We start from the raw sequence: 22109 nt of genomic DNA on the forward strand, positions 1-22109 counted from the left end.
TATAATAGTTATAAAAAAGTCAGTATATCGAATCTTGATTCAACATACTGACTTTAATGTAAAATAAATTGTAAAAATAGGTCTATAAGCCGAGTCCTGTCCAGTTTGAGTCTTTATTTTTAATTTACATTTAAAATAAAAAACAAACCTGTCCTATCATTTATCTATGCTGCATTTCACAAAACAGCTTTAACGACCTACCCGTCTGCTCCAGCGAGCAACTTTTTTGTATTTATTCTCATAATTAAATAAGAATAAAAACATTCGCAGACTTATTTGGTCTTTCAGCACATGGGGTTTATTCGCCCAAAAAAGTTGCCTTTTCTGTCGGTGCGCTCTTACCACACCTTTTCACCCTTTCCTTTCCACTCATTTTTTCAAAAAAGTAAAAAGGTGGTTATTTTCTGTAACACTTTCCGTCTATACTTACAACTTCTTTTAACTTGGTATAGCCTTCCCGTTAGGAAGCATGTTGCTCTGTGCTGCTCAGACTTTCCTCTTCCATTTTTCTGATTTTCTTACTTTAAAAAGTTACCAAATAAGAAATATGAAAGCGATAAGATGACCTATTAAGTTAATAATATTAAGACTTTTCCTAAATAATCTAAAATTTAGTAGAAAAAGTAACAAAAAATTCATTAAATTCGTTTCAAATTACACTATCGTTTAGCAAATATCAAAATATTTTGTCAATTTTACAGCATTATTTTTTGATAAAAGCAAAAAACTAACAAAAAAGAAATTTTTTTAAAGTGTAAAGCAAGTTTTAAACAAATTTAGATACAAATTATTCCCTCCCTTATTATATTAGTTGTGTCTAATTTTTATTATAAACTTTCTCTATAACTAACTAGTTTCTAATTTTTATTTTGCTTTAAATTTTTTCCCCTTAATAATTATATAATAATGCATTCATTTAAGACAATACATAAAGAAGAGTACGCTTCAAAAAAACAAATTTTTGATGATGCTCATACTGCCTATAAAAAAAGGTTAGATACAAAATCTGTAGAGGTTCCTATTTATAATACGGTTCTTTTTGAAGTACCTTTCGCTAGAATTAGTTATATCCCAAAAGATAAAACAAATAAAGAAGCTATCAAAGATGGTATTCTAGCTCTAAAATGGAGAGGTGACATAACTGACGAGCAATACAAGGAAGTTATGAACAAATTACTTGAGTTTAGTTATCTCTATGGTATTACAGGTTTATTGATTGATGCTATGGAATTGGGCTATGTCAGTATGTTCGCCCGTGCTTGGTTGATGTTAGACTGGATTCCTCGTATGCAAAAACAAGAAATAGAATCAGCTAAGTTGGCTATTTTACGTACAAATGCTCCTATGCACAAAGTAGGAATTGACTATGTTGTTAGTTATTTACAGCAAATGTTGCCTTATGAATGTAGATTTTATATGAGCAAAGAAAATGCTATCAACTGGATTTTTAGAAAATAAAATCAAGTGTATTGGTTATTATAAGACACGTTTTTTGTATAAAAAAATTATGCAAAAAGCGTGTTTTGTTTTTACATCAAATGTACAGGAAGATAATATATAGCAGCACTCTCCTTTTGAGAAGCAGGTAAGTCGCTTTCAGTAGAAGGTTCTTCTGAATTCTCTTTTTTTGAAGGCTTTTTTGGACTACTTTTTAAATCAGAAACTACTTTTTTTGAAGAAGAGAATGAAGGTAAAAAAGAAAACAGATTAATTTTAAGTGTGTGCATTTTTTTATAGTATGAAAATTTTGTAAGACAGGATTTTTTATTTTAACTAATACAAAATTAAGTCCATCAAATTATATAAAAACTTGAATATCAGAGCTTTTATCACTTGTATAAGTCTTGAGTGCATGTTTCTCAAAATTTAATTTAAAGCGATTATTTAGTAGCTTATTGTAATTTTTGCGTACTTATTAGCTAGTAATTTGCATAAAACACAAAATGATTAGATATTTAGGGTACAATGATAAAATTAAAATATCCACGCCAACGTATTTTTATAGCTTTTTTGATTTACACCTTACTCTCCTTTGCTGTGGCTACACTCAGTTTTTGGCTTTTTAGACGTGTCGAATCAATAAATCTGTTGGCTGATAAAGTTCATGAATTACATATCCATATTCGAAATCTATCAAAATTAAGGAGCGATTTTTTATTAAATGAACCACTCAATGAAGAGTTTTATAAAACAGGACACAGTCGTTTTTTGAAAGAGTATATTGTCAATCAATCACAAATCTTAGGTTCAATCAATTCCATCAAAACATCTCCTCAAGCCAAAAAGTGGAATATGACTAAGAATTTGGATTCCCTGCAATATGAAGTTAAGCTCAGTACAGATATGATGAAAGAATTAGCACGCAAGATAAGATTAAGAGGATATAAAGATTATGGTTTGGAAGGCGTAATGAGAGAGTATATACGCTTATTAGAAGTTCAACCTCACATAGACAAAGTTTTAGTTTTACAGCTTCGTAGACATGAAAAAGATTTTATAAATAGATTAGATAGCATTTCATTAAATAAATGGAAAAAAAATTTTGAAACACTTACCGAAAACATTGTTAGCAACACCTATGAATTAGAACAAAAATATAAATATCTTGCCTACCTAAATGCCTATAAAGATGCTTTTCAGCATTTTGTAGAAGTAGATTATGATATTGGTTACCGACAAGAAACGGGATTTACAGCCCAGACTAATCTAAAAGACCAAAAAATTTTGAGACGTATCGATAAATTAGATGCTTACTCACAAAATAAAAAAGATTCAATTTTAACTCAACTTCGTTTTATTACAGTAGTTTTAGTTACAACTTCTGTTATTGCTTCCATGCTGCTCAGTTTAGCTTTTCCATATATTATGAAAATTTAAAAAAAGAACAATTACTCTTTTGATGCAATGTCTATTATAATTGTAATAGATGCGTTTTTTGTGTATATTTGTATAATAATTTTTGGAATGAAATATGCCTTTTATCTAGTAAGGATTTTAGTTAAGACAGATAAAAACGTATTAAATCAAAAAAGTAAAAACGCAAAAACAATTAGTAATAATTAAAATGGCAGAAAATAATAAAGAGGAAAACGCAATAGTAGAAACAGATGTAGAAAATACAGTTTCTCCTATTCCAGAAGATAACTCAGAAAATAATGATAGAGGTAATTATGGCGCAGATAATATTCAAGTTCTTGAAGGATTAGAAGCCGTACGTAAACGCCCAGCCATGTATATTGGCGATGTAGGTATAAAAGGATTGCATCACTTGATTTGGGAAGTTGTAGATAACTCTATCGATGAAGCTCTTGCTGGACATTGTGATACGATACATGTAACCATAAATGAAGGAAATACAATCACAGTTAGAGATAATGGTCGTGGTATTCCTACTGATATTCATACAAAAGAAAATCGTTCTGCTTTAGAAGTTGTAATGACAGTACTTCACGCAGGAGGTAAATTTGATAAAGATACTTATAAAGTTTCTGGTGGTCTTCATGGTGTAGGTGTTTCCTGTGTAAATGCTTTATCAGATGATTTGAGAGTAGAAGTACACAGAAATGGGAAGATTTTTGAGCAAGAATATTCTTGTGGCGCACCTAAATACTCGGTGCGTGAAATAGGAACGACTGATGTATCAGGAACTCAAGTTACTTTTCATCCTGATGCAAGCATTTTTACACATTCAGTTTTTAAATATGAAACCGTTGCTAATCGTCTTCGTGAGCTGTCTTATTTGAATGCAGGTGTAAAAATTACCCTTTCAGATGTAAGAGAAGAGTTTGGTGAAAAAGATGAAAAAGGAAATTTTGTAACCGAAACATTTTTATCAGAAGGTGGACTACGTGAGTTTGTAGAATATTTAGACAAAAGCCGTACTGCCATTATTCCAAATGCAATTTATGTAGAAGGAGACAAAAATGATGTTCCAGTTCAGGTAGCTATTCTTTACAATACTTCTTACTCTGAAAATGTATTTTCTTATGTAAATAATATTAATACAATAGAAGGAGGAACACATATTACAGGTTTTTATCGTGCCTTGACAAGAACTTTGAAAAGTTATGCTGATAAAAATGGCTTAACAGACAAAAAAGTAGAACTTTCAGGAAGTGATTTTAGAGAAGGAATGACTGCTGTAATTTCTGTAAAAGTAATGGAGCCTCAATTTGAGGGACAAACAAAAACAAAATTAGGAAATTCTGAAGTATCAGGTGCAGTAGAAACATGTGTAGCTGACGCACTTTATAGTTATTTAGAAGAAAATCCGAAAGAAGCTAAGATCATTATTCAAAAAGTTACTTTAGCTGCACAAGCTAGAATGGCTGCACGAAAGGCTCGTGAAATGGTTCAGCGTAAAACGGCTCTTAGTGGAACAGGACTTCCAGGGAAATTAGCTGATTGTTCGGAAAAAGACCCAGAAAAGTGTGAAATTTATCTCGTAGAGGGAGATTCAGCAGGTGGTTGTTTTGTTGGTACAACAGAAGTAGCTCTAACAGATGGTAGAAATTTGAGCTTTATAGAACTCATCAAAGAAGCCTCACAAGGAAAACAAAATTACTGTTATACTATTCTTAAAGATGGTTCGATAGGTATTGAAAAAATCTTATATCCTCGTAGAACTAAACAAAAAGCAAATTTAGTTCAAGTTACTTTAGACAATGGAGAGAAAATTAAATGTACGCCAGACCATAAGTTTATGCTTCGAAATGGTGAGTATGTAGAAGCAAAAGATTTAAAAAATGGTTTTTCTTTAATGCCTCTCTATAAAAAAATATCTAAAATAGGAGGAAGAATTACTATAGAAGGTTATGAAATGGTAACTAATCCAAAAAATAGTAAGTGGATTTTTACTCATATGTTAGCTGATCAATATAATTTGAGGAATAATTTAGATGCATTGGAAGATGGTGATACTAGACATCATGTTGATTTCAATAAGCTAAATAATAATCCATCTAATATTAAAAGATTTTCTAAAGAGGAACACTTAATTATTCATCAACAGCATTTAGAAAAAACACTTCATAGACCAGATGTAATAGAAAAATGTAGGCAACTTAAAAAAGAACCTGCTTTTCGTATAAAAATGAGTGAGAGAATGCAAGAACCTCAAACTCGTAAAATACTTTCCGAACAAGCGAAAGCTCAATGGAATGATGAGCAATATATGGAAATGATGAGGGAAAAACTTCTAATTCCAAATGGTAAAGCTCCTAAAAATGTAGAGCGTTTGAATCAAATGCAACAAGAATATTGGAGTAAAGAAGAAAATAAAAATAAGCAATCCCAAACTACAAAAAGTTATTTTGAAGAAAATCCTCAAAAAAGAGAAGAACTTTCTAAAATAGCTAAGGAACAATGGAATGATGAAGAATTATTGTTGTGGAGAAGCGAAACTACTAAACAACAATGGACAGAAGAATTTAGAGAATCTCGTTCAAAGGCATATAATCAGACATATTTTGATGGTACCATTGCTTTAATGAAGGAAGTTTTGGAAAAACATGGCTCTTTAGAAAATTTTGATAAAATCAAAAGAAGTGACTATCCGAAGAAGAAAAATGTATTGAAAGTAAATAATTTTTCAGAACGTTTTTTTAATGGGGATAATCAAAAAGTTTTAGAAGCTGTTGAAAATTACAATCACAAAGTAATAAGTGTAGAGTTTTTGGAAGAAACTCAAGATGTATTTGATATTGAAGTTCCGAATACTCACAATTTTGCTTTAGCTTCTGGGGTTTTTGTTCATAATAGTGCCAAACAAGGAAGAGACAGACAATCACAAGCAATTTTGCCTTTACGTGGTAAAATCTTGAATGTCGAAAAAGCACAAGAACATCGTATTTATGATAATGAAGAGATAAAAAATATTATTACAGCATTGGGTATTCGTTTTGGAGAAAATGAGAATGGCGAAAAATACCTAAACCTTGATAAACTTCGCTATCACAAAATCGTAATCATGACCGATGCAGACGTTGATGGTAGCCATATTAGAACACTTATTTTGACACTTTTCTTCCGTTATATGAAAGATTTGGTTGAAAAAGGGTATGTTTATATTGCTCAACCTCCTCTGTATCTTATCAAGAAAGGTAAGCAGCAAGTTTATTGTTGGGATGAACCTCAACGTGAACAAGCGATGAGAGAACTCGGTGGCTCAAGTGGAAATATGAATGGAGTAGGCGTACAGCGTTACAAAGGTTTGGGAGAGATGAACCCAGAGCAACTTTGGGAAACAACAATGAACCCAGAAACGAGAAGTATGAAGCGTGTAGATGTAGAGTCTGCTGCTGCTGCAGATCAACTTTTCTCTATGCTTATGGGAGATGAGGTTGCTCCACGTAGAGAGTTTATTGAGAAAAATGCTCGTTATGCTCGTGTAGATACTTGATAAAATCGTCAAAATTATTTTTGACAATCTTATATTAAAAAAGCCATAAAAATATTTTTTAATTATTTTTATGGCTTTTTTGTGCTTATATACCTCAAAAATAAGGTTTTTAAAAAATAGACAAATTATTTCTATTTTTTTTCATGTTTTGTGTAACCTTTCTTCATCAATCAGAGTATATATAAGCAGACAGACACTTTAAATAGTTCTCACTTTAATTTAATTAAAGTCATTTTTTTAGAAAAGGAAACTATCATTTTTTTTATATTCCTTCTCAAACTATTCTACTAAATAAAGTATTTATTCTTATTTTTTTAAAACTTATTTTAAGAATACTGTCAAAAATCAAAAAAAACAGAAAACATTTATCAAAAACTCTATTAAGTAAATTAGTAAATCAACAATTTCTAATTTCCATTTTTTTACCTAGTCTTGTTACATATAGACATAAATTTTACAAATCATGAATTTCAAAGCAATAATTAGCATTTTTCTTATCCTTTTAGGTATTATTGGATTAGTAATAGGTGTCTTCGGTATTTTCGGACAAAACCTTTCTAGTCAAAATCCTTGGATTTTTGCCGTACTTGGTTTTATCTTTTTCCTTTCTGGAATGGGACTTTTCAAAACCACAAGTGGAAAAGTAGAAGGATAAAAAAAAATACATTTTTTAAAACAAAAAAAAATAAAAAATGTTAATACACCAACGTTATTAGAGTATAAATCTAATTCATTCAACGAGCAATTTATTTTTTAATCTCAATTTTTTAATCTTTATTATTATGGACAAGCTAGAATATCAAGGAACTTGGAACGAAGTAAAAGGTCGTTTAAAAAAATCATACGGCTCACTTACTGATGATGACTTAACATACGCAGAAGGTCAAGAAGACCAAATGTTAGGCAAAATTCAACAAAAACTTGGTAAGACAAGAGATGAAGTAGTCAAGATGATTAAATCTCTTTAGTCAATCAAAAATATAAAAATTCATTTTTATAAAATTAGAAAGAAATGAATGATGCAGAAGCTACGGTGGTCTGATAAGTACGTTTTCTTTCTAATTTCTATACCTTTCCGACCAAAAAATACTATTCAATTTTCAGAGAAGACAACCAAATCTTCCATTTTTTAATCTCAATTTTTTAATCTTTATTTATTATGGGTAATTTATTATATATCATCGCTGTTGTTCTTGTTATTATATGGGCTGTTAGTTTCTTTACTGGAGCTTATACAGGTGGAATTATACACGTTCTTTTAGTTGTTGCTATTATTGCAGTTTTACTTCGTGTTATTCGTGGTGGAAAAATTATATAGTTTGACTATTAAAAATTGATTTCCTTTCTATTTAATTTTATCATACATTTTATTACGCTAAGTACATGAAAAGTTTAGAATTCATTTTCTATACAATGGTAGTTATCATATTTATTGCTTGGTGTTTAGGATTCTTTTGGTACGATTTAGATAAATCAATCCACATGTTACCAGTAATAGCCTTGTTAGCTTTATCATTTAAAAAATACAGAAAAAAAAGCTTTTAACTCAAGATATATTACGAAACACAAAGCCTTTACAAGTCAATTTAATTGATTTGTAAAGGTTTCTTTTTTGTTCAAAAAAAAGGAATTAGTGTATATTTGTGCTATGAATACAACTACTAAAACCAATAAAATAGATAAAATAAAGAGTTTTCTTAATCATCCCATTGATATTGCTCCTTTGATTTATGCAAGGATTACTTTAGGACTTTTGATGACTATTGAACTCTGTGGAGGAGTTTTATCACCTTATGGAAGAACTCTTATAACTGGAGATTATCATTTTTCATATTCTTTTGCCCCTTTTATAAAACCTTGGTCAGAACCAATAATGATGTATATTCATTTTGGAGTAAATTTTATTTTAGGTTTGATGGTAGTTTTTGGGTTTAAATATCGTTTTGCCTGTATTGCCATGTTTTTTTCGGCTACTTCTATTTTTTTGATGGAAAAGACATTGTATATTAACCATGTTTATTTATACTGCATATTATTTTCAGTTTTTGCTTTTCTTCCTGCAAACCGAGCTTTTTCAGTTGATGCACATCAAAATCCTCAACTAAAGTCTTCTGAAATACCTGCTTGGACAGTCTATTGCATTATTTTTCAGCTCAGTATTGTTTATATTTATGCAGGAATTGCAAAGTTAAATATTGATTGGCTTCACGCTCAACCCATGCAAATTTGGCTGGCTGCAAAAAAAGACCATCCTGTTCCTTATTTAGGAATTTTACTTGCTCATAAATATCATGCTTTTTTGGTTGCTTATGGTGGAATTGTTTTTGATTTGCTTGTTGTTCCTCTGATGATTTGGAAAAAAACGAGAAAGGTAACTTTTATTTTAGCTATCTTTTTTCATGCTATTAATGCGCTCACATTCGGAATTGGTACTTTTCCTTGGTTTTCTATTGCTGCAACAGCTCTATTTTTTCCTCCTTCTGTTTTTCGAAATTGGTGGATTTTCAAGTATTTTGATAAACAACTTCCAAAAAAGAATACTCACTTTTTTCAGTATTCAGATAAATCAAAGTTATATCAAAACTTTGTTTATTCCTTCTTTACTTTATTTTTTGTTGTACAGTTTTTTCTTCCTTGGAGAGCTTTTTTTTATGGAGAAGACCCAAGTTGGACAGAACAAGGACATTTTTTTTCTTGGAGAATGATGTTACGAACAAAAAGAGGAATTACAACTTTTAAAGTAAGCGATGCAAAATCAGACAAAAAAGAAATTGCCTATCCTAGTGTGCATTTGTCGTACAGGCAACTTCGAAAAATGGAAAAAGACCCAGATATGATTCTTCAATATGTTCATTTTTTAGAAAAAATTTATAAAGAAGAAAAAGGTTATATAGAACCAATTATAAAAGTAGAATCAGAAATGTCATTGAATGGAAGAAAAAAACAGTCTTTTATTGATTCAAGTGTAGATTTGACAAAAGAAAAACGAAGTTGGAGACTCTATAATTGGGTAACTCCACTTACAGAAACAGAATACATAAAAAAAGAAGATAAAAATGAAGACCCAAACGATTAAATTTTACTTTTTTTGAGAGAAAGCCTATTTTTAAAATCACTATTATCATTTAACTTTGTAAACATTAGTGAATATTTTTTTAAACCCTAAGGGTTTTGAAAACCCTTAGGGTTTCGAAACTAAGTTGTTGTCGGTGTATTATTGACAACTTTTATATACAAAAAGCTATGAATAATTTATTTAGAGGAACAGGAATTGCCCTTGTTACTCCTTTTGATGAAAATAAAAATGTAGATTTTGATGCACTCAAAAACCTACTTGTACATACACAAAATCACGTAGAGTTTTGGGTTGTTCATGGAACAACTGGCGAAGCTGCTACTACCACACGCCAAGAAAAACGAGAAATATTTGATTTTATAGCTGAAAATAACCCAAATAAGTTGCCTTTAGTCTACGGATTAGCTTGGAATGATACAAGACAACTTATAGAACTGATTGGCAAATCTAATTTAGAAGGCGTGTCTGCAATTCTTTCGGCTTCCCCTTCATATAACAAGCCAACTCAAGAAGGAATTTATAGACATTATATGGAAATGGCTGATGCAAGTCCGAAGCCAATTATTTTGTATAATGTGCCAAGCCGAACAGCATCAAATATTGAAGCCAAAACTACTCTAAGACTTGCTCAACACCCTAATATTATTGGCACAAAAGAGGCTTCTGGAGATATGACACAATGTATCGAAATTTTGAGAAATAAGCCAAAAGATTTCATGGTATTTTCGGGAGACGATGCACTTACACTGCCTTTAATTTCTCTTGGAGCAGATGGTGTAATTGGTGTAATTCCGAATGCTTATCCAAAAGAGTTTGGAAGCCTTACTCGTGCTGCTCTGAAAGGTGATTTTGAAAAGGCAAATGAATATTTACATCAGCTTTTTCCTCTTTTCGAACATTTATTTGTAGAAAGTAATCCTGTTGGAATCAAGGAAATTTTATCTTTGATGGGAATTATGAAGCCTGATGTAAGACTTCCTCTGTTAAATGCTTCAAAAGAATTAAGCAATAAATTTGAGCAAGAAATGAAAAAAATACAGAAACTTCAAATAGCTTGAAAGACATAACTATTTTGATAATTAATGCTTGCTTTATTGAGCGTCTTTTGTATATATAATAGTATTACTTAAAAGTAAAACTATTTGTAAACAATACAAAAAAATTAAATTAATTAAAACAATTCTTGGTATAATACTGTTATATATATGTAACGTTACTCAAAAGAGAGTTACTTTACAAATTCATTTTTGTAAATTGATTTATTCAATCTAGGAAAATGAAATGTTTTGGAAGAAACCGTTTTTTGATGTTTTTTCAAATTCGTAGAGGCTAATTGCAATTGTGTTTTATATAATTTTGTGTCAATTTTTAGAATTATGAAGTTAAAATTTCAGAGTTCTAACAAAATCATAAAATTAGCTTATAGTATAAAGTCAATTGTGAAAAGGGATTTCAACGCTTATTTCTGAAATTAAACAAATAAGTAGCATTTCTATCGACATGCCTTTACATCTAAGACTTTAGATTCTTTTATTGTAATTAATAAATAAGTATTTTTTTTGTAGAAAATTACAACAATAACTATCCTATTAAAAGAATCAGAATTTATGAATTAGTTTTATTAAATTTGAGAAAGTTTGATATTCGTAAATTCAACTGAAAAAATATCCTTACGTAATGTAAAACTTTAGTTTTTATGTAATTTGTAGATTTCTCTTTTGAGTAACATAAAAATCATAAAAGCTAATAAAATAATCATTCATTAACTTAAACAGAAATCCTGAATGCAAAGAATCGTATTGAGCGGCAGTATTGCCGTACTCGTACTTCTCTTTTTCGGATTTTCTAAATTTTTTGCAACTGCTTCGGCTACGAACAGTTCGCTAGAAAGTGCATCGAAAGTAGATGCTTTTCCGTCAAAAGAACCTAAAACTATTGAGAATACTTCTATCGCTTTTGAAAATCATATCAAAGATATGTATCAGAAGTTGAAATTGAAAAAGGCAGAATTAGATTATCCTGCTTTCAAAACAGCGTATGTGGGTTATCTTAACCTTCAAGCTAAAGGAGAACTCAAAAAAGAAATATTGACAATCTTAGATTTTACAAAATCTTCTCGCTTTGAGCGTATGTGGATTATTGATATGGAAAACCAAAAATTAATCCGTAGAGAATTAGTAGCTCATGGCAAAAATTCTGGACACGATATGGTTACGTCATTTTCCAATAAATTACATTCTAATCAAAGTAGTATGGGATTTTATGTAACTGACTCACCTTACATTGGTAAAAATGGAATTTCTATGCTTATCAATGGAATGGATAAAGGCTATAACTGCCAAGCGAGAAATCGTGCTGTAGTTATGCACGGAGCAAATTATGTAAACCCAAGAACTATGAATCGTAATGGAAGATTAGGAAGAAGTTTTGGTTGTCCTGCTGTAGAAATGCACAAGGCACAAGAAATTATAGATTATGTCAAAAGTGGTTCTTGTCTATTTATTTATTTCAAAGACAAAAAATATTTGAATACAAGTAAATGGCTTAATTTAGACAAAGCAACAACTTTTTTTGCTGAAAATATACAGCATAACGCAGTAAACGTACCGAGTACGGCAAGCGTAACAACAGAAAATACAAATGGATAATTCTTAATGTAGATTTATGATTTTGAGATAGATAAAAAAATAACTGAACGGCTAACTACTTAGTAACTTATTTTCTATTCAAAATTACTAAAATCCATTAATTGAAAAGATAAATTAAGTTTTATCGAAGACGAAAATCACTTGAAAGCTGATTTAATCAATAATCCATTTTGTATCTGCTTCAAAGCAGCAACGCTTAAAAGTCGCAACATGGCTGGTATTTTCAACTTCGAAAACTAGATAGGTGAAATGGTTCATCCATTCGCCTGTATTAAAATAATAGCTTTTATCATTAGGTTCAGTTTGTGAATCGGTGGTAGAAGCTATTGTTTTTTTGTCCATTTCAATCATAAGAGGCAAATGACGATGCCCAAAAACATAATAATCTTGTGGATTTTTTTGATGAATTTCATTACAATAATTCCAAATCCATTCTTTTTCTTTGCCTTTATAGCTTTCTATTTCTTTAGGTTTTTTATTAGTTGGTTTTTTAGAAGGTTTACGGCTATTTGACCAAAAATGAGCCAAACCAATTCCGATATTTGGGTGCAACCATTCAAAAAAGAAACGACATATAGGATTTTTAAATAATGCTTTTTTCATAAACTTGTAGGAATAATCTCCATTTCCTAATCCATCTCCATGTCCTAAAGTTATTTTTTTATTATTCCAAACTACTTGTTGAGGCTCATGATAAACTTTTACTCCCAGTTCTTTCTCAAAATAGCCAAACATCCATAAATCGTGGTTTCCTGTAAAAAATACCACATCAATTCCACTATCCGTGATTTCAGCTATTTTACCCTGTAAACGTACAAAACCTTTAGGAATGGTTTTGTTATATTCGTACCAAAAATCAAAAATATCTCCCAATAAAATAATAAGTTCGGCATTCTTACGAGCCATTTCTAACCAACGAAGTATTTTTTTTTCTCTTTCTAAAGAATCTAAACCAGCTTCATCTTTAGAATATCCTAAGTGAAAATCAGAAGCAATATAAATTTTTTTTGATGGGGAAAGGTTTATGTTTTGCATAAATCACAAAAGTAGTTTTTTATAACTGGTTCAAGTGTCGACGCTTGAACCAGTTAAATAAAAAAGAAAACCAACACTAAAAAAATAGAGTTGGTTTCTTGAAATGATTTTTCTATAAGCTAATTTTACAAAATGTAAATTAAGCCTGTGAAGCAGTATAATTACCACGACGCTCTTTGATACGAGCAGCTTTACCCATACGACCACGTAAGTAATAAATTCTTGCTCTACGTACTTTACCACGACGAACCATATCAACTCCTTCTACATTTGGAGAAAGAAGTGGGAAGATACGCTCAACACCAACACCATTAGAAACTTTACGTACTGTAAAAGATTCTCCGTTTGTGTTAGGGTTTTTACGTTGGATAACTACACCTTGGTATTGCTGAATACGCTCTTTATCGCCCTCTTTGATACGAACTCTTACGTTCACTGTATCACCAGCACGAAATTGAGGAAATTTTTTGCGAGCTTCTGCATTAGAAGCTTCTACCATCTGAATAAATTGATTTCTCATTAGAAACAAATTGGGTAAGTTTGAAATAAAGAGTTTGATAGACAATTAAATTCCTCAAAGTATATTTCACAACTTGGGTTAAAAATAATTTTAGTCTTGAATGATATTAATAATCATTTAATAAAATTATTTGTTGCTGGTGATACACCAGTAACAGTTTTTATTAAAGACAGTCCAAAGCTAAATTTTATTAGCAAATTTTATTTTTATTAGTGGAGACACCAATAATGACAAATAAAATAAGATAAGGGAAAATGTTGGAGGCTGTGCGCTTCAAAACGAACCACAAAGGTAGAACTTTTTATTTGTCTTTGCAAAATTAATAAGTAGAAGATTGTTTTTAACTGCCCTAAATGTCAATATTATTTTCATCTTCTGTATTCTCTCTAATTACTTTCCAAGTTCGGTCTGCTAATAATAAAACTTCTGCCATAAAAGTAAGTTTTGAGCTTCGTCCCCATTGGTCTGGAGCAATCATAGAAAGAACTTTTTCGCCTGTTTTAGAGCGTTCATAAAGGAAATAGGTATGATTTACAAGTGGCTCAAAACCCATATCAGCATTATAAATCTCTAATGAGATATGTGTTCTTGATTGAATTTCTTTTGCCTGTTGTGCCAAAAGGTTGATTTGTTCTCTAATTTGGTCAAGTTGCATTTCAGTTTGTTGTTCCATGGCAGCAAGTGCCTTACTTTTCATAATTCCTTTTTCGGTCGGAACAATGATAGCACCTCCAACTGTATGTGCATAAGGTAAAAGCCCTGGGTTGGTCGCTATTTTATCGGCATCAATTGGATTGACAAAGTTTTCGAATTGTTGTTTTTGTTTCTCATCAAAGAAAAGATTTTCTTTTTTGTGTTCTGATTTTTCTTTGTCGCTCATACGTACAGTATTCAAAATAAATAGTGGTTAATTTTTATCTTTATGCAGATGTTATATTGTTTAATCTTTTACTATCAAAAATCAAACAAAACTCTAAAATCTAACTTTCTGAATCCTTTTTTTGTTTGGAATTTCTTAATCTATTTGTGTAGTAGCTAACCAATTTTCAACCTCTTGTATTTCTGTAAAGAATTTTACTTTAATTTTTGTTTTTCTGTTTGCCATCACAACAGCATCTTCAAACACACTCGTTTCAAAACCCATTTTTTCTACTAAGAAAGCGTGTTTTTGTAGACCATACTCCTCTGCATCAGGATACCACATATGTTCAATATACATGAGCGTTTCTTCAGGAGGAAGATTTATTTTTGTAAAATCATCTACCCACATCAAAACTTGATTTTTTCGCATAAACTTTAAACCTGTTTTGTAAGCAGATAGAGCTTCTTCTGTCAGAACAGTTCCACGCCAATGGCAACGTAAATATTTTTTTTCATTCTCAAAATGAATTTCTACGTGAGAATCTGTATAAATGATTGAATTTTCCATAGTTGCAATTGATTTTAAACTAGTTATTTTTAAATGGCTATTTTCTTGTTCTTTATCATTTTTATAAGGACTACTTTTTCTATTAAATAATCAGTAGTTTTGAACTGTAAAATTACACAACTCTACTCAATTTAAAACGATGTGAAACTGTAAAATTATGTAGAGATAATGTAGAGTTTTTAAAAAATGTCTTATAATTAAATTAGTTATGCAACAGAAAAAAGTAGGAATTTTAGGAGGTGGACAACTTGGCAGAATGTTGATTTCGCCAGCCATTGATTTAGACATTGAATTACATTTTTTAGAAAATGATTCAGATGCACCTTGTTCGACTGTTTCAAGAAATTTTCATAAAGGAAATATTATAGACTACCAAGATGTTTTAGATTTTGGTAGAAAAATGGATATTATTTCCATAGAAATTGAAAAAGTTTCGGCTGATGCGCTTGAGCAGTTAGAAAAAGAAGGTAAAAAAGTTTTTCCTCAATCAGCTATTATTCGTTTGATTCAAGATAAAAGATTGCAAAAACAATTTTATAAGGATAATCAAATTCCTACTTCTGATTTTGTTTTGATTGACGATAAAGAAGAATTGATAAGCTATTTAAGTAAAAATCAAGACAAATTTCCTATTGTTCAAAAATTAGGAAAAGATGGCTATGATGGAAAAGGTGTTCAGATTCTGAAAAACCTAGAAGATGCAAAGCAAAATGGTTTTGATGCTCCGTCGCTTTTAGAAGAAAAAGTCGATATTGAGAAAGAAATTTCAGTAATTGTGGCAAGAAATGAAAAAGGCGAAATAGCTGTTTTTGATGCTGTCGAAATGGTTGTAAATGAAAAATATAATTTGCTTGATTATCTGTTAGCACCTGCAAATATTACAGAAAGCCAAAAAGAAGAATCTATTCGTTTAGCCAAAGAAGTTATTGAAAAACTAGGTAATAAAGAAGGTATAGATGGAATGGTTGGTCTTTTGGCTGTTGAATTATTTATTCCAAAAAATAATGACAAGCAAGGAGCTATTTTAGTTAATGAAGTTGCGCCACGCCCTCATAATAGTGGACATCATACCATAGAAGCCTCTACTACTTCACAATATGCTCAACATTTACGCTCAATTATGAATCTTCCTTTAGGAAAGACAACGCTTCGAAGCTCAGCAGCAATCCTAAATTTGATAGGAGAAGAAAAGCATACAGGCGAGCCATTCTATGAAGGATTAGATAAATTATTGGATTTGGAAAATGTCTATCCTCATATCTATGGAAAAAAAATAACAAAACCAGCACGAAAAATGGGACATATTACCATTTTGGGAAATGATATTGAATCATTAAAGGAAAAAATTGATAAAGTCAAAGGCAGTATTCGTGTGATTACTAGATAAACCAAATTTGATTTTAGGTTTCAAGAAAATATCAATTAAATTAATAAAATTATATTTCTTAGTGTTAAAGTTATGTTTTATTTGGAATGATTCTAATAAACACTGTTTTTGGCAAGGTAATTGAATTATTTATAGTATATTTTATACAAAACAAAGTTTACTTATTTTACTACTACTATTAATTTTGTTTTGAATACTCACTAAAAATATTTTCCTATGACTACTATTCGCAATTATATTTTATCGTCTTTATTACTTGTTTCAGTTTTTGGCTGTGCAGCTTTTTCTCAAAATGAGAATGTAAACAAGAATGAAGGAAAGGTTTTTTCAGTTTCTGATGCTTCTGCTATTGGAGAAGGTAAAATTACAGAAAAAAGGGTAGAGAAAGATAACAGCAAGGAAAAAGAAGATACTAACTCAGAGAGAAACGAGTTTGTAGCTTCTGTTTTAGAAACAGCTACTGCTTTGGAAGGTGTTCCTTATGTTTATGCAGGCAAGTCACCAAAAGGTTTTGACTGTTCAGGATTTGTTTATTATGTATTCAAAAATCATGATATTGCTCTTCCTGCTTCTTCAAGAATGTACGACAATGTAGGTAAAACAATTACGTTAGAAAATGCAAAAGAAGGAGATATTATTTGTTTTACAGGAACAGACCCAAGCATTGATCGTACGGGACACGTTGGAATTGTAGTAGAAAACAATCCAAATGAACCTATAAAGTTTATTCATGCTACTTCTGGAAAAAAATATTCAGTAGCATATAGTACACTTTCAAAAGATGGAAGTGGTCATTATGCTAGACGTTTCCGTTCTATCCGTAGAGTTTCTCCAAAAAACTAGAAAATTATCTAGCTTATTCTTATAAGCTCATCAATAATACATAAAAAAATGCCTTATTCCATTAATTTGAAGTAAGGCATTTTTTGTGTCAAATATTGAAATTGATTATGTAATTATGCCAAATTCTGACGAATCTTTTCTGCTGTATTTTGAAAATCTTCTTGACTAAATTCTGGTCGTTTTTTTGAAAAATCTAAATCTGAAATTTCATTAATTGGAACTAAATGAACATGTGTATGTGGAACTTCTAAACCAATAACAGCAACTCCAATACGATTACAAGAAATAGATTTTTTCATTGCTAGAGCAACTTTTTTCGAAAAAAGCATTAATTCAGAAAGTTCTGAATCGGCTAGATCAAAAATATAATCGTTTTCTTTTTTTGGAACACACAAAACGTGTCCTTCTTTCAAGGGACGAACATCTAAAAAAGCAAGATGTTTTTCGTCTTCCAAAATTTTATAAGAAGGAATTTCTCCGTTGATGATTTTTGTGAAAATAGACATAAGTTAAGTTATAGGTTGTAAGTGGTAAATTGTAAGTTCATTGTGAATTCATTTATCACTTATAACTCACAACTTATCACCTGTGTTTTTATCGTGTAATTTCTAGAATTTCAAATTTCATTTTTCCTCTTGGAGCATCTATCTCTGCTGTTTCGCCTACTTTTTTACCTAAAAGTCCTTTTCCGATAGGAGATAAAACAGAAATTTTGTTTTGTTTTAAGTCTGATTCTTCTTCTGCTACAAGAGTGTATTGTAAAACTAGTTTTTTATTAGCCGAATTTCTAATTTTTACTTTTGAAAGAATAGAAACTTTTGAAATATCAATTTGAGACTCGTCAAGAATACGAGCATTACTGATTGTTGTTTCTAGTTTTGATATTTTCATTTCTAGCATTCCTTGTGCATCTTTTGCTGCATCATATTCTGCATTTTCTCTCAAGTCTCCTTTGTCTCTAGCTTCTGAAATTTCTTCAGCAATATTTGCTCTTCCTTTTGTTTTAAGATATAAAAGTTCTTGTTGTAATTCGTCGTATTTTTCTTTTGTAAAATATGATATGTTTGCCATAATTCTGAAATGTTATAAGTTATTGTTGTCAAATTGTATGATGTACTTCCTTTTATAGTTGTAAAGGAATTTTTATCAAAAAAAAGAACACACCAAATCTATGAGAAGTTTGGCGTGAACCTTTTATGATTATACGTATTTTGCTAATTTCTATTTTAATTTTCTGTAATTACAAAGATACAAAAAACACATTGAAATTGATGTAATTTACTACTTAGGTAATTACATTTTTTTTGGATTATCTGTCTTTGTTTTTTCCTTATTATTTATAGTTGATTTGGGTTGATTGAGTTGTATTTTTTCAACTGTTACAATTTTTCCTTTTTCATTTTTGTCCAATCTCCAACTTAATGTTCCATCAGACAAACGAATAAGTTTAGCTACACCCAAAATTTCTAATGTATTACGGTCTTTTACTTGTAGAGTGGCTGTATCAGCTTCTACTGTACCAGAAAGTGAATAGTTATATTGACAATCTACTCCGTAACAATGTGTTCCTAAAACTTCTTTCCCAACTTGATTGAGTTGAATCAATACTTTTTTACCATCAAAGTTCCATTCCCAATCTCCTTTAAAATCAGCATATTTAGGTTGATTATTTTGCATCAACACTATTTCTTCAAGCTGTTTTGTCATTGGCTTAAAGGTAAGATTAATGATAGAAGGCTTTGCCGAATAGTTTACAAACTGTACAGTTAGAGAATCGGATGTTTTGTTCTGAAACTCAAACACCCAATAATAGGCATTGCCAGCTTCATTACTCAAAACTAACGTATGGTTTGTTTCTATAAAAAAGCCTTTTAAGCTATCTAAACCTAATAAATTTCGTGCATCATATTTTCCATTTTTTTCAAATGAGATTTGTTGAGCACCTTGTTTGAATAACTTAGAGGTAATTTTGGAAGAAACACTTGTATCTTGTTCTGTCATTCTTTCCAAATACCACTTTGTGCCTTTTAGTGTGGAAAGGGAGGTAGCCCAAACATATCCATTACAAAAAAACAAAAGACCAATTAAAGATAAAAAAAATAAATATTTTGTAGTTTTCATTTAATAAAAAATAAAGGTAAAATTTAGTGTGCTAATATATTTGTGAGTATAACTTTAAAATTATTTTAAGAACCTATCAAACAAAAAAGTTTGAGCTGATAGTTCCCACAAAAATATTGTTTTTTATGTAGGATAAAAAATAAGTGTAAATAATTAATTATTGGTTGTAAGTGAGTGTTTATAACAAAATAATTGTATTATATTGAATATAAAATATTTTATTTTATGCGATATAAATCCTAACTCTATCAACCACTTATTATAGTTTAACTGTAATAAGGCATATTTTTGTTAAAAAAGCAAAACAACAGAAGGTAAATTTATTATTTATAGTCAACCATTTATAATTTGTTTTGTTTTATTCGTAACGCAAAGACTCAATAGGATCTAAATTAGAAGCCTTATAAGCAGGATAAACACCAGCAGCTAATCCAACAAAAATACAAATAATGATTCCGACAATCATCCAAAGCCAAGGAATAACAAACTGAGCATCTGCACTTCCTATAAGTTTGGCGACTCCATTACCTAATCCAATACCCAAAAAAATGCCAAATAATCCACCCAGTAAGCAAATAACGATTGCTTCAATTAAAAATTGCCTTCTTATCTGTTTGGCAGAAGCTCCAATTGCTTTTCTGATTCCGATTTCTCGTGTTCGTTCTGTCACCGAAACAAGCATAATATTCATTAGTCCAATAGATGCCCCTAGTAAGGTTAAGAATCCTATTCCAGCTCCTCCTAAACGCAATATTCCTGTGGTTTCTCCTAAAGAAGAAGATAAAGATTCACTACTAGAAACTTCAAAAGAGGAATCTTGAGTAAGTTTGTCTCCTCTAATTATTCTCATAAGTCCTGTTGCTTCTCCCATGAGTGCTTCTGTTTGAGCAGGATTTTTTACACCAATTGTGATAGTGTAGGAAAGTTGTCTGTCATTTCCCAAAATATTTGCCATTGGTAAAGGAATCAAAACACTTCTATCTGTACTTGAAGAGCTTCCTATTCCTCCTTCTTCTTCCAAAAGACCAATAACTGTAAAGCCATATCCTTTTACTAAAATACGCTTTCCGATAGGTGAGTTTCCTTTAAAAAGAGTTTCATTTATTTCTTTTCCGATAATGGCAAATTGACTTCCTCGTTGAATGTCTATTGAAGTAAAATTTCTACCTTCCTTAATCTCAAATCCATTTACTAAGTTATAGTTTTCATCAATACCAACAACTGAAGAGTTTGGGTTTGTTTTTTCGGATTGATATTTTACTTCTGTTCCAAAACTTACTCTTGTATAAATAGTAACGGCATCTTCTGAACTTACACTTTCACTAAAACGTTTTTCAAATGCCATTACTTCATTATATTTCAATGGACTTTCTATTTTTTCTACTACGCCACGACGACGAGAGCGCATGCTATTATTTTTATCTTTTACATCAAAAGAATTAGCTCCCAAATCTGAGAGACCAGCAGTAATATTTTGTTCGATAGCATCAATAGCTGTCAAAATACCTACTAGAGCAGTAATTCCGATAGCAATAAGAGAAATTGTAAGAAGAGAACGCAACCAATTATCACGAGTAGCACGTAGAGCTTCGGCAGTATTTTGAGCTAAATTCATAAATTATTCAAAACTATTTTTTGGTAGATACTACTATTACTAAGAGATTATTCTATTAGTTTGAATAAATTGGATTTATTACAAAAATCTGGGAAATTTGATTTTTTATAAGGAGATTAATAACAGATTTATTTGATTAAATTATATTTTAAGATGCAATAAATAGCTCTAAATCCATCTTTCCAGTTTATTTTTTTTCCTTCTTTATAAGTTCTTCTATGGTAAGAGATAGCTACTTCATAAATTCTTATTCCATATAATTTAGAGATTTTAGCAGTTATTTCAGGTTCAAAACCAAAACTATTTTCTTCTAATTTTATAGATTGAATCATTTTAGTATTAAAAATTTTATAACAGGTTTCCATATCTGTTAAGTTGAGATTAGTAAACAGATTCGATAAAAAAGTTAAAAATTTATTCCCTAGTGTGTGCCAACAGAAAACAAACCCTTTAGAGTTATCATTCATAAATCTAGAACCATATACTACATCTGCAAAATCATCAATGATAGGTTGTAACAAAATATTATATTCCTGTGGAGCATATTCTAGGTCAGCATCTTGAATAATTAGATATTCGCCTGCTGCTTTATGTATTCCTGTTCGTAAGGCTGCACCTTTGCCTTTATTGATATTGTGGGCAAAATAATAAATAGACAAATCAGGATTTTCTGTAGTATATTTTTTTATTGCTAGTTCAGTATTGTCAGTCGAACAGTCATTTACTATAATTATTTCTTTTTGAATATTATTTATCAAAATTACATCCTTAACTTTATTCAGTAATGCTATAATTGTTCTTTCTTCATTATAGGTAGGGATAATTATAGAAAGGGTGTTTATGTGCATAAAGTTAATTAAGAGGTGTTTTATGTGGATATTACTATAACAATGGTTGCTTTTTCTTATTTTTGAATTGTCAAAGGAAGACTAAAAAAATAAATTTACATTTTTAGCTATCTATAAAAACAGAATTTTAATCCTGTTTATTAATGCGTGAATTTTTCAAAGTATAAATTTATTCATTTTATATTCC

Annotated in this window: 21 protein-coding genes and 1 other RNA gene; 11 read left to right on the forward strand and 11 right to left on the reverse strand. The window is 30.3% G+C overall.

The features are described 5' to 3' along the window. Positions 1-69 precede the first annotated feature (69 nt). Positions 70-573, reverse strand: an RNA gene (gene rnpB / locus V9L05_RS22025) — RNase P RNA component class A. A gap of 333 nt (positions 574-906) precedes the next feature. Between rnpB and V9L05_RS22030 the strand changes: the two genes are divergently transcribed. Beyond that, a complete protein-coding gene (locus V9L05_RS22030; protein WP_338815707.1) occupies positions 907-1458 on the forward strand; it encodes a hypothetical protein in 552 nt (183 codons plus the stop codon). Between the two features lie 71 nt (positions 1459-1529). On the opposite strand, the gene V9L05_RS22035 is transcribed toward V9L05_RS22030, so the two are convergent. After that, complete coding sequence (locus tag V9L05_RS22035; protein WP_338790821.1) at positions 1530-1727, reverse strand: hypothetical protein; 198 nt, start codon at positions 1725-1727, stop codon at positions 1530-1532. Between the two features lie 238 nt (positions 1728-1965). On the opposite strand from V9L05_RS22035, the gene V9L05_RS22040 reads away from it, so the two are divergent. From V9L05_RS22040 to V9L05_RS22075, 8 genes are all read left to right on the forward strand, one after another. Further along, a complete protein-coding gene (locus V9L05_RS22040; RefSeq protein WP_338790822.1) occupies positions 1966-2877 on the forward strand; it encodes a hypothetical protein in 912 nt (303 codons plus the stop codon). A 187-nt stretch (positions 2878-3064) separates the two neighbouring features. After that, positions 3065-6400: a DNA topoisomerase (ATP-hydrolyzing) subunit B gene (gene gyrB / locus V9L05_RS22045; RefSeq protein WP_338815708.1), complete on the forward strand. Its 3336-nt coding sequence runs from the start codon at positions 3065-3067 to the stop codon at positions 6398-6400. A gap of 463 nt (positions 6401-6863) precedes the next feature. Further along, on the forward strand, positions 6864-7055 hold the full coding sequence (locus tag V9L05_RS22050) for a hypothetical protein (RefSeq protein WP_338790824.1): 192 nt from the start codon (positions 6864-6866) through the stop codon (positions 7053-7055). A gap of 127 nt (positions 7056-7182) precedes the next feature. Beyond that, on the forward strand, positions 7183-7368 hold the full coding sequence (locus tag V9L05_RS22055; protein ID WP_338790825.1) for a CsbD family protein: 186 nt from the start codon (positions 7183-7185) through the stop codon (positions 7366-7368). Positions 7369-7559: 191 nt separating this feature from the next. Then, complete coding sequence (locus V9L05_RS22060) at positions 7560-7718, forward strand: lmo0937 family membrane protein (protein ID WP_338815709.1); 159 nt, start codon at positions 7560-7562, stop codon at positions 7716-7718. A gap of 330 nt (positions 7719-8048) precedes the next feature. Continuing rightward, on the forward strand, positions 8049-9476 hold the full coding sequence (locus V9L05_RS22065) for an HTTM domain-containing protein (RefSeq protein WP_338815710.1): 1428 nt from the start codon (positions 8049-8051) through the stop codon (positions 9474-9476). 167 nt (positions 9477-9643) lie between these two features. After that, entirely contained in the window at positions 9644-10534 is an 891-nt protein-coding gene (gene dapA, locus V9L05_RS22070; protein WP_338815711.1) for a 4-hydroxy-tetrahydrodipicolinate synthase, read from the forward strand. Positions 10535-11260: 726 nt separating this feature from the next. Beyond that, positions 11261-12124 (forward strand): murein L,D-transpeptidase catalytic domain family protein, encoded by an 864-nt coding sequence (locus tag V9L05_RS22075; RefSeq protein WP_338815712.1) that lies wholly within the window; start codon positions 11261-11263, stop codon positions 12122-12124. A 153-nt stretch (positions 12125-12277) separates the two neighbouring features. Here the strand turns inward: V9L05_RS22075 and V9L05_RS22080 are convergent, their stop codons facing one another. The 4 genes from V9L05_RS22080 to V9L05_RS22095 form a co-directional block, all read right to left on the reverse strand. Further along, positions 12278-13159: a UDP-2,3-diacylglucosamine diphosphatase gene (locus tag V9L05_RS22080; protein ID WP_338790830.1), complete on the reverse strand. Its 882-nt coding sequence runs from the start codon at positions 13157-13159 to the stop codon at positions 12278-12280. 139 nt (positions 13160-13298) lie between these two features. After that, positions 13299-13679, reverse strand: coding sequence for a 50S ribosomal protein L19 (gene rplS / locus V9L05_RS22085; RefSeq protein WP_338790831.1), 381 nt, complete (start codon positions 13677-13679; stop codon positions 13299-13301). 349 nt (positions 13680-14028) lie between these two features. Continuing rightward, on the reverse strand, positions 14029-14559 hold the full coding sequence (locus V9L05_RS22090; protein WP_338790832.1) for a DUF2452 domain-containing protein: 531 nt from the start codon (positions 14557-14559) through the stop codon (positions 14029-14031). A gap of 135 nt (positions 14560-14694) precedes the next feature. After that, entirely contained in the window at positions 14695-15108 is a 414-nt protein-coding gene (locus V9L05_RS22095) for a hypothetical protein (RefSeq protein WP_338790833.1), read from the reverse strand. A 208-nt stretch (positions 15109-15316) separates the two neighbouring features. On the opposite strand from V9L05_RS22095, the gene V9L05_RS22100 reads away from it, so the two are divergent. Both V9L05_RS22100 and V9L05_RS22105 read left to right on the forward strand, forming a co-directional pair. Next, positions 15317-16495 (forward strand): 5-(carboxyamino)imidazole ribonucleotide synthase, encoded by a 1179-nt coding sequence (locus V9L05_RS22100; RefSeq protein ID WP_338815713.1) that lies wholly within the window; start codon positions 15317-15319, stop codon positions 16493-16495. Positions 16496-16711: 216 nt separating this feature from the next. After that, complete coding sequence (locus tag V9L05_RS22105; protein WP_338815714.1) at positions 16712-17338, forward strand: C40 family peptidase; 627 nt, start codon at positions 16712-16714, stop codon at positions 17336-17338. Positions 17339-17451: 113 nt separating this feature from the next. On the opposite strand, the gene V9L05_RS22110 is transcribed toward V9L05_RS22105, so the two are convergent. From V9L05_RS22110 to V9L05_RS22130, 5 genes are all read right to left on the reverse strand, one after another. Continuing rightward, positions 17452-17844 carry an HIT family protein gene (locus V9L05_RS22110; RefSeq protein ID WP_338790836.1) on the reverse strand — a complete coding sequence of 131 codons (393 nt, stop codon included), beginning with the start codon at positions 17842-17844 and terminating at the stop codon, positions 17452-17454. Between the two features lie 88 nt (positions 17845-17932). Beyond that, entirely contained in the window at positions 17933-18409 is a 477-nt protein-coding gene (greA, locus tag V9L05_RS22115; RefSeq protein WP_338790837.1) for a transcription elongation factor GreA, read from the reverse strand. A gap of 222 nt (positions 18410-18631) precedes the next feature. Continuing rightward, on the reverse strand, positions 18632-19459 hold the full coding sequence (locus V9L05_RS22120; RefSeq protein ID WP_338815715.1) for a hypothetical protein: 828 nt from the start codon (positions 19457-19459) through the stop codon (positions 18632-18634). Positions 19460-19817: 358 nt separating this feature from the next. Further along, on the reverse strand, positions 19818-21074 hold the full coding sequence (locus V9L05_RS22125) for an ABC transporter permease (protein WP_338815716.1): 1257 nt from the start codon (positions 21072-21074) through the stop codon (positions 19818-19820). A gap of 128 nt (positions 21075-21202) precedes the next feature. Then, positions 21203-21922: a glycosyltransferase family 2 protein gene (locus V9L05_RS22130; RefSeq protein ID WP_338815717.1), complete on the reverse strand. Its 720-nt coding sequence runs from the start codon at positions 21920-21922 to the stop codon at positions 21203-21205. Between the last annotated feature and the right edge of the window lie 187 nt (positions 21923-22109).

The sequence above is a fragment of the Bernardetia sp. Wsw4-3y2 genome (genome assembly GCF_037126295.1).
Lineage (GTDB): Bacteria > Bacteroidota > Bacteroidia > Cytophagales > Bernardetiaceae > Bernardetia.